The organism is Candidatus Omnitrophota bacterium (assembly GCA_003598025.1).
Lineage (GTDB): Bacteria > Omnitrophota > Gorgyraeia > Gygaellales > Profunditerraquicolaceae > Profunditerraquicola.
In genome coordinates, this window is sequence record QZKH01000007.1 from 1 (window position 1) to 13,271 (window position 13,271).

General features: G+C 41.9%; 12 protein-coding genes. 1 reads left to right on the forward strand and 11 read right to left on the reverse strand.

Annotated features, from left to right (window positions below; all coding sequences use genetic code 11):
- Positions 1-101: 101 nt before the first annotated feature.
- Positions 102-953 carry an FkbM family methyltransferase gene (locus C4533_07190; GenBank protein ID RJP27681.1) on the reverse strand — a complete coding sequence of 284 codons (852 nt, stop codon included), beginning with the start codon at positions 951-953 and terminating at the stop codon, positions 102-104.
- A gap of 226 nt (positions 954-1,179) precedes the next feature.
- Between C4533_07190 and C4533_07195 the strand changes: the two genes are divergently transcribed.
- Positions 1,180-2,145: an SDR family oxidoreductase gene (locus tag C4533_07195; GenBank protein ID RJP27682.1), complete on the forward strand. Its 966-nt coding sequence runs from the start codon at positions 1,180-1,182 to the stop codon at positions 2,143-2,145.
- Between the two features lie 30 nt (positions 2,146-2,175).
- Here the strand turns inward: C4533_07195 and C4533_07200 are convergent, their stop codons facing one another.
- The 10 genes from C4533_07200 to C4533_07245 all read right to left on the reverse strand — a co-directional run bounded on the left by C4533_07200 (position 2,176) and on the right by C4533_07245 (position 12,779).
- Positions 2,176-3,345: a DegT/DnrJ/EryC1/StrS family aminotransferase gene (locus C4533_07200; protein ID RJP27683.1), complete on the reverse strand. Its 1,170-nt coding sequence runs from the start codon at positions 3,343-3,345 to the stop codon at positions 2,176-2,178.
- Positions 3,346-3,359: 14 nt separating this feature from the next.
- Positions 3,360-3,887 carry an acyltransferase gene (locus tag C4533_07205; GenBank protein ID RJP27684.1) on the reverse strand — a complete coding sequence of 176 codons (528 nt, stop codon included), beginning with the start codon at positions 3,885-3,887 and terminating at the stop codon, positions 3,360-3,362.
- Entirely contained in the window at positions 3,880-4,491 is a 612-nt protein-coding gene (locus C4533_07210; protein RJP27685.1) for a sugar transferase, read from the reverse strand. The genes C4533_07205 and C4533_07210 overlap by 8 nt, the downstream gene beginning before the upstream one ends.
- A gap of 28 nt (positions 4,492-4,519) precedes the next feature.
- Entirely contained in the window at positions 4,520-5,746 is a 1,227-nt protein-coding gene (locus tag C4533_07215; protein RJP27686.1) for a glycosyltransferase family 1 protein, read from the reverse strand.
- Positions 5,747-5,975: 229 nt separating this feature from the next.
- Complete coding sequence (locus tag C4533_07220; protein RJP27687.1) at positions 5,976-7,466, reverse strand: hypothetical protein; 1,491 nt, start codon at positions 7,464-7,466, stop codon at positions 5,976-5,978.
- Positions 7,439-8,416: a hypothetical protein gene (locus tag C4533_07225; protein RJP27688.1), complete on the reverse strand. Its 978-nt coding sequence runs from the start codon at positions 8,414-8,416 to the stop codon at positions 7,439-7,441. The genes C4533_07220 and C4533_07225 overlap by 28 nt, the downstream gene beginning before the upstream one ends.
- Before the next feature lie 63 nt (positions 8,417-8,479).
- Positions 8,480-9,361, reverse strand: coding sequence for a glycosyltransferase (locus C4533_07230; protein RJP27689.1), 882 nt, complete (start codon positions 9,359-9,361; stop codon positions 8,480-8,482).
- Complete coding sequence (locus tag C4533_07235; GenBank protein RJP27690.1) at positions 9,354-10,439, reverse strand: glycosyltransferase family 1 protein; 1,086 nt, start codon at positions 10,437-10,439, stop codon at positions 9,354-9,356. The genes C4533_07230 and C4533_07235 overlap by 8 nt, the downstream gene beginning before the upstream one ends.
- Positions 10,417-11,619 carry a glycosyltransferase family 1 protein gene (locus C4533_07240; GenBank protein RJP27691.1) on the reverse strand — a complete coding sequence of 401 codons (1,203 nt, stop codon included), beginning with the start codon at positions 11,617-11,619 and terminating at the stop codon, positions 10,417-10,419. The genes C4533_07235 and C4533_07240 overlap by 23 nt, the downstream gene beginning before the upstream one ends.
- Before the next feature lie 23 nt (positions 11,620-11,642).
- Positions 11,643-12,779 carry a glycosyltransferase family 1 protein gene (locus tag C4533_07245; GenBank protein RJP27692.1) on the reverse strand — a complete coding sequence of 379 codons (1,137 nt, stop codon included), beginning with the start codon at positions 12,777-12,779 and terminating at the stop codon, positions 11,643-11,645.
- Positions 12,780-13,271 lie beyond the last annotated feature (492 nt).

Consider the following 13,271-nt stretch of genomic DNA (forward strand, 5'->3'; position numbering starts at 1 on the left):
TGGTTCCTTCTCGGTCTCTTTGCCATTCTTACTGCTCCTTTCCTCTTACGGGAGCAGTTTACCACTTAAGCACCTGTCCAGTTTTTCCCGGCCAGCTCTTTCTAGTCAACCCAAGCATGAAGCATTATTGGTTTGCGAAATACGTTGGTTACGCCTTTTTCCAATATATTATATTCAGGGCATATCTTTTTCAAATATCTTGATATTAGTTCGGCATGGTTAGTAGCATGGTATGTCGTGACTGCGATTTTAGGAAGGTTCTCTCGAATCGTGTTCTCAGCACCCTTTAGCATTAGGTAATCGAACCCCTCAAGGTCCCCTTTGATATATGTACAAGGAACGCTTCTTTCATAGAAAAGTGTATCAATAGTTGTAACCTTGACCGGTATACCCTCTATTGACACCCCTAAAGAAGACGTCAAACCTGCATCGCTGAGAAAAGCATCTCCAAGTCTATCCGATAGGGCAAAGGGCAGTATCTCGATGTTTTCATGACCCCCAAAGGTTTTAGAGAGAGCATCGACAAAACTGGGATGTGGCTCGATTGCGTACAACCGCTTGCATTTCGCGATGTTAATTAAGGCGAACAATCCCTCTCCGGCACCACAGTCCGCAACAATGTCACCGTCCTCGACCAACGTATGATCACAACTATATTTGTGCCAGCTGTCAGGAAAACATTGCTCAACTATCACTTGGTAAAAATCTAGCAGTTGTAACCCCCTAGGATAGTACAACGGCACTTCAATGTCCTTCAATCTGATAACGTAGTAGTCAGTCTCTTCCCCTACACTCCGAACCATGGATCGAGCCTTCGATTCGAAACCATGCTTTAATAGATACTTGGTCAGTTCAAGGACACTTACATTGAACCTCGAACCGGCCAACCAATTAGCTAGAATGCAGAGCCTGTAATTGATCGCCCTTGCAGCATTTTCTCTCATGGTCTTCATTTTCTACTAACGAAATCCTCCATCTGCCACTTCTGACACCAACATTTTACCATCCGTCACGCTAGATCAAGCTTCGGTGTGAATTGCCCCACCCTTGACTAAGAATATGATACACAATTATGTGGACTGCAGACTATCTTAAGTGATCGAGGAAGAACATGCCTCGCTAAGTAATATATCTTCCCTGATGAATATTTGCTAGGACTCAGGTAGAATATGTCACGTTATGGATACAGCATATCTCAAGGGCAAGCAAGTTCTGGTTACCGGAGGGGCTGGTTTTATTGGCTCTAACCTAACCACTACACTTCTTGAAACTGGTGCAAAAGTCCGGTGTCTTGATAACTTGAGTACCGGAAAACTAGAGAACTTGGAGAATTATATAGCGGATGTCGAATTCATAGAAGGCGATATCCGCGATGAAAGTACCCTCAAGAGAGCGCTAAGCAATACTGAGGTTGTGTTCCATCAAGCCGCTCTACCTTCCGTCCCTCGCTCTATAGAAGACCCGCTATCCACTGACCAAGTCAATGCACAAGGCACATTGAGAGTCCTTTTGGCATCGCGGGAAGCGGCTGTTATACGGGTAGTGTATGCTTCCTCATCTTCCGTTTACGGGGGCTCACCCACGCTGCCAAAAGTAGAAGATATGCCAGTTGACCCGAAATCCCCCTATGCACTAAGCAAATACAGCGGGGAACGCTATTGCCAGCTCTTTCATCGCCTATACGGCCTGGAAACCGTCTGCCTGCGCTATTTCAACGTCTTCGGACCTCGACAGGATCCCACTTCACAATATGCTGCAGTTATACCGAGGTTTATCACGCATGTGCTCAAAGGAGAACCCATCACCATTTATGGAGACGGCAGTCAGACCCGGGATTTCTCTTTCATAGACAATGTGGTCTCAGCCAATATCCTTGCCGCAAGCGCCTCTGGTGCGGCAGGCGAGATCATCAATATCGCCTGCGGCCAGCGCATAACTGTAAGGGAATTGGCTGAGTTCATTATGGGGGAATTAGGTAAGGAGGTTGGTATTGATTGGGAACGAATACGGCCAGGTGAAGTGAGAGATTCACTTGCCTCGATAAGCAAAGCTAAGTACCTTCTCGGGTACCATCCACAAGTCAACGTATGGGAAGGGATCCGAAAGACTATTTTCTGGTTCGGACGTGACATACCCTCCAGGTGAGTTCTTCGCCGATAGTATTGGTACCAACGCTTATATAGGATTGTCTCTTTTTTCTTTCAAGTATTCGGAAGTTACCTCGTCCGCCTTGCAGTGCGCTTCATTTATTCTCTCCACAACCAATTCCACAATGCGCTCATCCATATGGGACCAGATGGGTAATGATAGCACATTCTTGGATAACATGTTCGTAATAGGCAGGTCTTTATCATATTTATTGCCCCACTTATCCCAGTAAATGGCAGTTCTATGTACAGGCGGATAATAGTATTTCCTGGTGTCAATACCATTGTATGCCAAGTACCATGCAAGAACATCGCGGTTCATACCGAACACACTCGCATCAATGAGCATCGTGAAGTCTTTGTATGTGGACCGATTCCCCTCTTTGACAACCTGAAACACCAACCCAGGGAGCCCCGAAAGGCCCGCCTTATACCTCTCCGCTATTGTGTTCCTGAGCTGTACGTTTAACTCAAGGAGGCGAAAGCTTCCAATGGCAAGGGCTGCATGAAACTCGCTCATGCGTGCATTCAAGCCTACAAGAGAAGGGTTGTAATCACCGGTGTTTCCGTAATCTCTACCGGCCCTGAGCATCTCAGCTAAAACCCTATCGGCCGTAGTAATTATTCCGCCCTCTCCGGCAACCACTATCTTGGTGGGGCTCAAGGAAAAAACCTCGGCATCTCCGAAGCTTCCCACCCGTTCCTCACCAACCTTAGCGCCCATCGCATGCGCAGAATCATATAACAAGGAAAGCCCGTTATCGCGAGCCACTCTCTCAAGAGCACGGACATCACATGGGTTGCCAAAGACATGAACCGGCATAATCGCGGTTATATCCTCTTCCTCTCCCAATGCCTCCTCAAGACGTCCTACTGACAGGTTCCACGTATCTTCCTCCACATCCACGAAGACAGGCTCTAAATTGTTCCATACCAAAGAATGAGCGGAAGCAAAGAAAGTGTAGCTTGGGAGTGCAACTTTGCCCCTCAGGCCCAGGTATTTGAGAGCGAGAATAAGCCCACTTGTGCAGCATGAAACCGCTATGGCATCTCTTTCGCGCAAAATATCCTTCGCTTCTAACTCTAATTGCCTTACTAGCGGGCCGTTGGTTATATGCCCAGTGTCATAGAAGCTATGGAAGGCTTCCTTGATCAACTCCCAAGGGGGTAGGGTGGGTCTGTTGAAAGGAATCTGCATCTACTTATACCCTATCAGATATCTGACCTGTTTACTTTTGGTCTTTTGCCTATCGGCTTGCATGGCACACCCGCGTAGATTGTCCATGGCTCGCAATCTTTGAGAACAAGGCTGCAGCTTCCTATAATTGCTCCCTCGCCGATTGTAATTCCTGGATGCACCACCGCGCTGGTGCCAATAAAGGCATCTTTCCCGATAATTATCCTCATTAATTGAACGCTTCTCTGCTCAAGGGGAAGTGCTGCCGACATCCTGGCGCCTCCTTTATATGTATCTGTCCCAGTAATTAATCTTGCACCAGCCGCGATTGCAGTATAATCCCCAACTTCTAATACTCCACCACCGATAATGCTTACGAATGAAGCTATATGCACATATCTGCCAATTCTTATACCATTTCCACCATATATAAATGTGAAATCGTCAATCTTACAATACGGCCCAATTTCGATAACCTCTGGCTTGATAATCTTCGCCATCGGATAAATGATCGCACCCTCACCTAGTGACTTTAATTCTTGCATAAACAGCCTTTCATTCATCCAGCCGAACTATCTCATCGTCCCCAACATTCTCTTCTGCAAAAGCAAAGTCCTTTCTCAACAACGCCGGGATAGTCATGAGCATGATCTTAATATCTAGGAAAAGGCTCCAGTTATCAACATACCAGATATCTTGCTCTATTCTATCAGGCCAAGAAAGCAGATTTCGCCCATTTACCTGAGCCCAACCGGTTATCCCTGGTTTAACATTCAACCTTTTCCACTGATGATCATCATACTTATCGACTTGATATTTTAGGGTTGGTCGTGGGCCAACAAGGCTCATATCACCCTTAATAACGTTCCAAAGTTGAGGAAGCTCATCAATTGCCCATCTCCTTAGGAATTTACCGATTGCCGTTATCGCCTCTTCTTCTTTGCTAATGTATCTTCCCAGGGTCCGTTCTTCTGTATTAACAAGCATGGTCCGAAATTTATATATTTCGAAAGGTTTACCCTGTAACCCTATTCTTTCTTGCTTAAACAATATTGGCCCCTTCGAGGCGAGTTTTACGCCAATGCTAGCGACTATAAATATTAACGATGTAAAGCCGAGAAGGAGTACGCTAATTATTATATCAAGGACTCTCTTAATGCCCTTCATTTTCTCAACACCATGTTCATACGCACATTCACTTCGATTGTTTAATAGTATCGTAAATCGAAACCTGTCTATTAATAATTATCTCTTCATCATATAAGGCTAGGGCTCTTTCTCTACCCTTCTCCCCCATTTCCATAACTAATTCTTCATTAGAAAGCAACTTTCCAAGGGCTTTATTGATGCTGTTGACATCTCGAGACTCTACTAGAAAGCCTGTTTCTTTATTAACTACCTCCTCCCTGCATCCTCTTATATCAGAAGTTATGACGGGTTTCCCACTCATCATCGCCTCAATAATTGTCCTTGGCATACCTTCACGGTATGAGGGGAGGGCAAAAATGTCACTAGCCGCTAACAACTCGGGGATATCATTTCGAAAGCCTAGGAACAGAACCTCATTTTGCATGCCAGCATTCTTGACAAAAGACTGTATCTTTATATAAGTGCTTCTGTCCCTATCGCTTTCAAGAGCCTCACCGATGACAAGTAGTTTTGCGATGGGCTGGGAGGACTTTATCTCTGCGAATGCTTCTACTAGTTCAACAATTCCTTTTTCTTTTACAATTCTTCCAATGAAAGCAATTACCTTATCATTCTTCTTTAAGCCAATCTCTTTTCTCTTCCCTTCAATATCATACTTAGCCAAAAAGGCATCCTTGTTCACGCCATTCCCGATCCATACCATGTGCGTTTCATCAATCAAGAATCGCTTTTCTTTTGCAATCTCCATATCCTCCATGCTTTGCAGAAAAAGCCAGTCTGTTGCCCACCTTGCGAGTATCTTTTCAATAAGCACAATTATTCCTCTTAGAAGCTGATTCATTTGATCATGAAAGTAGAAACCATGTGCTGTGTAAATTATTACGCTTTCCCCTGCAAGCTTTGCAGCAATTCGTCCAATTAGCGACACCATTGGCGTATGAAAATGGACCACATCATATCTGGTCTTCTTAAGGTGCCAGAAGAGCTGCCAAAAGGATAACGCGTGCGAAGGGGAGAGTAGCGCCCTCTTAAAAGGAAATATGAGTATGTTATAGTTCCTCGTTATTAAAGCATCTGCGTGTTTCCCATTTGCACAGGCGATATCGACATTATGACCTTGCGCTAACAAAGCATCAATTAATGGCAACAACAATTTTTCTACGGTTACCGATGTAGCAGCAACTTGTAGGATCCTTAACCCAACATTCTCCTCTGATTTCATACCTTGAGATGCTTCTACACAAGGCTGCTTCCACATTGACCACATATTCATAACCTAAGGGCCGCTTCGCTATATGTATATCGTTATCTCTAGCAACAGACAGTCACAATAGTTCAATCTGAAAACATTCAAATCTCTACCATTTTCAAATGCTCATATCTTTGATTATTGTCAAATTTCATGAATCGCCTACACGTGTTATTAGAGGGCCCTATTCATTAATGGCGGCGCCTCCTGTAGCCGGTATCTAACCTATAGCTTGCCCGAAACAATTGCAATATCATCGTGTAACTTCCATAAAAAGGTTTGCGTTTCTCGCTATGCAAAAGAAGAGCCCAAAAAAAGCTGCTCCGCCGATGCCCGCTATGCTATTCACTCCTAACGACATTACGATGAGGGTGATTATTGAGCTAGTATAACCAATAAGTATCAGTTTTAAGCTGTTATCTTCATCCGTTTCATTGATAGCTTTCTCGACATTGCGGATTGCTAAATATACTGCAAAGAAAATCAGTATAAAACCTACTATCCCACCTTTCAAAATCAACCAGAACCAACCATTATGCGACCAACCTGATATATAAGGAATTGTAGACGAGATGAAAAAACCGTACGTTGCTCCGATACCTTTTCCAAAAAATATATTCCCCCTCAAAGAGGAAATAAGTGCTTCGCTTTCGTCTATACGTACAGAAACACTGGGATCGGAGGTACTTCCTCCTCCAAATAATCTTCCTAAACGATATTCAGCTGCCTCGCCGTAAGTAGCACCACCTGTTGTGCTTATCATTAATACGCCCATTAAAAGTGTTGTTAGGATCAGGAGCAGCAATACAAATTGCATGACCTTTCTTCCGGACATTTTCCTCATAGTGTAAACAAGAGAAAAGAAGGTACCTATCCCCGCAGCTATCCAAATTGTTCTAGTAAACGATAAAATTAAGCCAATTAATATAAAGGGTAAGGCAACAAGTGCGAAATACTTATACCTCTTTTCTTTGCTAAAGTACAGGGATGCAAGAAATGGCAGCATTAAGGCAGAATAGGTTTCGGTGCCTCCAAACCTTACTCTGGCAACGTCTAACCCACCTACCGACTCGCTATAACCCTGCAACCCCAAATCTGAAAGCAAGCCCTGAAGCGCAGAGTGCTCAATAATAAGTGCCAGTAGCCCCGCTATCGCGGTTGCCACTATTAAGGACACCGTCAGTATTCTAAGCTTTCTTTCATTGTCTATCACCAAAGCGCTCCAAAAATATATGACAATAATATATGCAAAAACACGGATATCCCTGGTCAACCATAGTCGCTCATTTCCATATATAAGCCCGATGCAGATGGCGATAAACATGTATATCAGGACATATATAATTGGATTCTTTGTGGTCTTTACCCTGCCCCCACGTTTCTTAAATAGCGCTGCTATGAACGCCGGTAATGCAAGTATTACAACCAAATCAATTCCTAATAAGTTTACGCTGAACAGACTGACACCAATTGGGCGGGTCACACCAATTATAATCATCCAGAAAAAGAATATGCATATGCCTGCTATAGGTTTTGCAGCAGCAAACACAAAGCACGGAATCGCAAATATAAAGATAATGAATATTGGTTTATTTGTATATAAGAACAAGAGAACCCACACCATGGAATTGACCAAGAACAGAAGTGGCAGGAAGGTACTTCCCTTAAGGCGGTATTCTCGTTTTCGTGTCTCATAAGAATGGCGGTGATCAACCATCAAATTATACCTTCTATCATATCCCATATTTCTTCCAACACGTTATCAAAATTGGAGGGATCTCTAATATCGAAGTTGAAGGATAATGCACCAACGTTATCATTTGTTATAAGGTTGCAGCCGCATAGTGCTGCTTCGATAACAACACGCCCCATCGGTTCCGGCCATTCTGGTAGAAAAACGAAATTTTTTGCTCTATTGAAGTATTTATGTATTTCTGAATAAGCCACATGCCCAATATAGTCTCCATATTGCCTATATCTTTCTTCGCCAATATCGCCTATTAGAGTAATATCACCTCCTGGAAATAAATTTCTTATATTTTCTATGCCTTTGGCCTCATTAAGTGGGCCAATATAAAGATTTTCAATGTCTCTTGTCTCTTGCATATCACGAAAACGTCTCGTATCAACTATTGGCTTCATAACATAGCTAGGGTCTATTACATCTTGTCCTAACATTTTAAGAGCAATATTTCTATGTAGCGGTGATACAAATATATTGAGCTTTGACTCTCTGTAAAGCCACCTTGTATTCAATCTAAAACAGCCATTAAGGTCATGTACTGCGTTCCCAATGCCAAGTTTATATGCCGTCGCTAGGAATCGTTTGAACTTTCCTTCTCTTTTGTAGACACAATTATCATAACCCGTTTGGCCACAGCAAGGAAGATAACCAAGATTGCATATCTCCACATAAGCATTATCGAAGTGAATATACTTTTGCCTGCTAATTAATTCGCTTAATAATCCCCAGCTATAGAAGTGTGGATGGGTATAGCAATTAAAAATGTCGGCCAATATGAATAAGTCTTTATTTGCTAGAAAATCTGCTTTTCTTATCTTCTGCCCTTTCACACAATATAGATCAATCTTATGCCCAGCATTCTTACCAAAAGTGAGAACTTCACGCATAACCATCTCCCCGCCGCCACCGAAAACGAAAGGATCCAGGTATGCAAGATATCCTATGTCCATGATGTTTCCTCGCCTATAAGTAACTTCTATTCCCTTGATGATATAAGATATATATCACATAAGTTAGACTTCTTTGTTTCCAAGATAGCCTTTCCGCTGTCTCCCCCACTTATCTACGAAATAGCTCCTATTGCGGTTGGTAATTGTGCCCATGTCCTCGGTTATCCCCAAATAGAAGATCCGCTTCCATTGCTTTAATGAGCTTGCTCCTGCTTTATGAAAATATTCCAGACCTTTTACGGCAACACATTGATATCCCAATTCACGCACCCTAAATCCAATGTCGACTTCTTCAAAAAAGCAAGGTGTGTAATTGTTATCGAATCCTCCAGCTTCTCCTAATATAGTCTTAGGTATAGCAAACATAAACCCGGATACTGCATCGCATGAATTAATATCGCTCTTCAATTCCACAAAGGACAACGGCACTCCCCTATCTGCGTCCCAAAAACCTCCTTCTGGACCTGCAATCCCAATATTGCTATTTTGAGTAAACGTATTCGTAAGTTCATCTATACATCCTTTACCAACTATCACATCTTCGTTAATGAAAAATAGTAAATTACCCTCAGACATATGGGCTCCTACATTCCAAGCTCTAGGTACTCCTATATTTTGGTTTAACACTGCAAATCGGATAGGGGAGCTATCCCCTGTTAGCTTTGCTATTGAATCCAACATCTCGTCTGTATAGGAATTGAATATCAGGATAATCTCATAAGATATCTTCGTTGTTGCCTTTATACTCTCGATAAGGGTAATGTAATTTCTGGAATCCCTATAATGTGGAGGCCATGCTAGAATAACAATACTTAATTCCGGTGAGCTTGTATCCCTAGCGCTTGCCGCTTGTCTTATCCGCAGTTTTTCTGTCTTCTTCAGCACATAATAATACTTACGGGCTAAATAGATTTTCACACTATTAAAGTTATACATCTTATTCATTATGTTTCAAGACTTCTAAATATGCACTAACAATATTGGCAGTATAATTAGTCATAGAAAACTCAGAAACTGCTCTTTCCCATCCCTTCCTCCCCATTTCGCGCGCTCTTTCTTCATCACCTAATATCAAATCCACCTCTCGAGCAATTCTTTCCGGATTCTCCGGTTCGACCAATATCCCTGTCTCTCCATTGACTACTAATTCAGGTATCCCACCAACATTTGAAGCTATCACCGGCAATGATGCCCCCATAGCTTCAAGTATCGATATACCGAATCCTTCATTTCTTGAGGGCAATACAAAGAGCTTGGACTCGTTGTGAAATTCTGGTATATTACTGACTTCGCCCAAAAAGGTTATTCTGTAATCCAGTCCCAAGCTTCTGGTCAATTCTTCATACCTACATCGATATGGTCCATCGCCAATTATATATACCCTCTTGGCTTTATTAGTTAAGGATACTGCTCTTATCAATACGTCTATACCCTTGACCTCGCTTCTCATCGAAGCAACCGTAACAATATCTATCGGTCTTTCATGGAAGGAGTATCTTGCCGTTATATCCCAAGGGGGTGCCCCATTATATATGACATTTAATTGCGGACGTAAGCCGGGCAACCTGGCAACAAGATTATTCTTTGTATTGTTGCTCACGCAAACTATTGTGTCGTAACTATTGTATATGAAAGCTTCCATAGGCCTGAGTATCTTCCTATTTCTTCTGCTCGTTTCGCTATGCTCTGTCATAATATAACAGCAACTCCTATTAAGCCTAGCTAGTAAGCCAACATAATAGATCGCTGGAAAGAGGTGTGCGTGTACAATATCATAATTGTAGTTATTCATTATGTCTTTTAGAGCTTGCAGTGGTTTTAGTCTATAACGATGTCTCTCATTGATTTTCAGACAAGTTATTCCCCTGCCTTCTAGCATCCTATCCAAACCATGACTATTTTCAAATATTGTGCACACGTCAATATCAATATCGGTGTTTTTGGCAACATCAACCAAGAAATTATATAGCAGGAGCTCAGCTCCCCCCCGATCGAACCTGTTAATTACGTTTAAGATTCGCATCAGGCGGTCCACTGTTTAAGGGTTGCTTACTTCTTAAATATTGAAGTATATATTCGAGCCCTTCTGCTTTATGCTCCCAGCTGTTCCTTTCTGCAATCATAATCCGCTTCTTCCTCTTATCGTTGCTTTCATCATATGCTCGTAATATCTCCCTCGGAAAATCATCTGCGCAGTTTGCTATATAAACTAGACCCGCATGTTCTTCCAATGCTGGCAGGTTACTCGCCACGACTGGTTTTCCAGAGGAAAAATATTCATATAGTTTTATAGGGAAGCAATTGATGGTCATATCATCGAGAATGTATGGAATTGTGCATACATCAAATTGGCTTAGAAATCTGGGTAATTGTTCATAATTCTTTTGACCCAATAGATAAACATTGTTAAGTTTGAGGAGCTGATTCCTGTTCTTATAAACAGGACCGACAAGTACAAATGACCAATCCTTTAACTCCTCCGATGCTTTACGTATAAACTCAATGTTTATCCTGTGATCCACAGCGCCCAGAAAACCAGCAATCGGCTTTTTGATACTATCCATCTCGAGAGGGGGGTCAACTTCCTTACCAGCCACACAGAAATGATTATGATCAGTTCCATTGGTAATTATGAAAAGTTCCCTGCATGAATCCTTTTTCCTTTTGTACAATTCTTTGGAAACAACAACTGTACAATCCACTTTTTTTAATAGCTCCTCTTCTATGCCCAAAATTGTCCTTTTTCTCTTATATTTCCCTCCCAATACTTCATCGCCGCAAAAATATAGGGCGAGCTCGTAACCAAGGTATTTGAGTAAATCGGCCGAATGAGGGCAAAAAGTTATTAATATCGGCTTCTCAAAGTGCAGAGAGTTCATTACATCTATTATATAGCCTGCCAATTTCCGTTGCGCTTGCCTATTAACCGATCTAAGTATCCTCTTTCCTGGCAATACAGGTGGTGTCTTGCAGATCATTAAGTTATCGTTTATCATTTCGATTCCTTGCCGCCAGGAGGTGAGATTGTGCCACCTAAAATTTTGACCAATAGGCATATAAGGCATTGGTGGCTCGAAATAAAGAACCTTGTGATATCTCGCCATTTCCCTCATAAGTGAACTAGAAAGCCCTGTCATGCCCCCCCACTTATAATTAGATATGCAAAGAATATTCTCTTTGCGTTCAGGCCTGTTGTGTTCCATTGAGAACCTCTTAATGGAAGATGCTAAATGGTTTCTAGGAACAACTTCATCAATTCGTCTATTGTGTTTTCCCAGCAATATTCAGCAACCACTGCCCTTTGTATATCAAGAGTCTTAGTATATTGGTTTTCGTCGATAATGAGGGTGATCATTCTATCTGCAAATCCTTTGTAATCCAAAGGTTCTACTAGCATATCATTATCATAAACCAGCTCTTTAATCGACGATGAATTTGAAGCCACCACAGGGGTGTCCTCTATAAGTGATTCCAATATTGGGAACCCAAAACCTTCATAAAGCGAGGGATATACCGTCAATTTGGCATTCCTATAGAGTAGTTTCAATTCCTCATCTGTTACTACCCCGGCAAAGAAGATATCTTTATCAATCGAAAGTCCAATGGCATATTTCAACAAAAGTTCCCTATACTTGCTCTCTGGACCTGTTATTATTAGTTTATAATCTTCAGGAACCTCTCTTCTTACGATTTCAAATGCCTTTATCAATGTAGTTATGTTTTTCCGTGGAGCTATTCCACCCGAGTAGAGTATATAGTTTTTTGGTAGTACATACCCATCAAAGAAGTAGTCTCGGCAGCCTTCTGCCTCTGCTTTGCAAGATGGTATTCCCGGTCTAATTACTCGTACTTTCTTCTCATCAACATTCAAATAGCCTATGATATCTTGCTTCGAATTCATCGAATCAGTAACAACAAAATCTGCGTGCTTCGAATAATATTTCAAGAGATTTCCATAATATAAACGCTGCTTCAATGTATAATGTTCCCATGTAAGCACTAGGGATATATCATGAATGGTAACTATTACAGGAGCCTTTCTATACAATATTGGCAAGTTAAAATATGGTGAATACAATAAATCCAAGTTGTCTCTATCTAATGCACTCCTAAGTAGAAGCTGATCATCTAGAAGCTTAGAAGCATGGAATGCCTTCCTTTTACTGGTTCCTATGTTGTTCAATTCCGTATTACTTGAATGATGTTGCATTTTTTCAATTATTCTCTGCTGCTCAACATGGTCAACGAAGATACCCAGTCTGTGGTTTATGGCTTTTGCCAGCAATCCTTCTACAATATGGTGACAATACCTACCAATACCCGTCTTATGTTCTATAAACCTAGCATCAATACCGATTTTCATATTAATCCGGCATTTCCTATATCACTGACCGCGTTTTTTTTAGACAAGTTTCTGCAACTCTTAAATGATAGAGAAATCGACATGCTGCCTCCGGAACTTGATTTATCATATCTCTGCAAACCTCGTGGGTGAACGGCCTTCTAGATGGTGTAAGTATCCATCCCGGGGGGTATTTCCTTAAAGTATCCTCACTAGTATCCACCTGTTTTGAGCCCTTTTAACATGATTTAGATAATCTTGGGTGGATTCGCAACTACGAAATCCTCTTCCCGCGATCATGCTTCTCTAATTATCTCATCAGTGAGCATTTTCTATACTATAATTATGCAAGTTCATCATGGGGATGGGAACCCTATATATTTGCTTGTATCAACTTTCCTGCTAGATAATATAATAGAGCTGGCCGGGAAAAACTGGACAGGTGCTTAAGTGGTAAACTGCTCCCGTAAGAGGAAAGGAGCAGTAAGAATGGCAAAGAGACCGAGAAGGAAC

Coding starts and splice junctions, on each gene's coding strand:
- C4533_07230 (RJP27689.1), bottom strand. CDS start 9,361: ATGAATAAGATGTATAACTTTAATAGTGTGAAAATCTATTTAGCCCGT.
- C4533_07190 (RJP27681.1), bottom strand. CDS start 953: ATGAAGACCATGAGAGAAAATGCTGCAAGGGCGATCAATTACAGGCTC.
- C4533_07240 (RJP27691.1), bottom strand. CDS start 11,619: ATGGAACACAACAGGCCTGAACGCAAAGAGAATATTCTTTGCATATCT.
- C4533_07205 (RJP27684.1), bottom strand. CDS start 3,887: ATGAATGAAAGGCTGTTTATGCAAGAATTAAAGTCACTAGGTGAGGGT.
- C4533_07195 (RJP27682.1), top strand. CDS start 1,180: ATGGATACAGCATATCTCAAGGGCAAGCAAGTTCTGGTTACCGGAGGG.
- C4533_07215 (RJP27686.1), bottom strand. CDS start 5,746: ATGAATATGTGGTCAATGTGGAAGCAGCCTTGTGTAGAAGCATCTCAA.
- C4533_07235 (RJP27690.1), bottom strand. CDS start 10,439: ATGCGAATCTTAAACGTAATTAACAGGTTCGATCGGGGGGGAGCTGAG.
- C4533_07220 (RJP27687.1), bottom strand. CDS start 7,466: ATGGGATATGATAGAAGGTATAATTTGATGGTTGATCACCGCCATTCT.
- C4533_07225 (RJP27688.1), bottom strand. CDS start 8,416: ATGGACATAGGATATCTTGCATACCTGGATCCTTTCGTTTTCGGTGGC.
- C4533_07245 (RJP27692.1), bottom strand. CDS start 12,779: ATGAAAATCGGTATTGATGCTAGGTTTATAGAACATAAGACGGGTATT.
- C4533_07210 (RJP27685.1), bottom strand. CDS start 4,491: ATGAAGGGCATTAAGAGAGTCCTTGATATAATAATTAGCGTACTCCTT.
- C4533_07200 (RJP27683.1), bottom strand. CDS start 3,345: ATGCAGATTCCTTTCAACAGACCCACCCTACCCCCTTGGGAGTTGATC.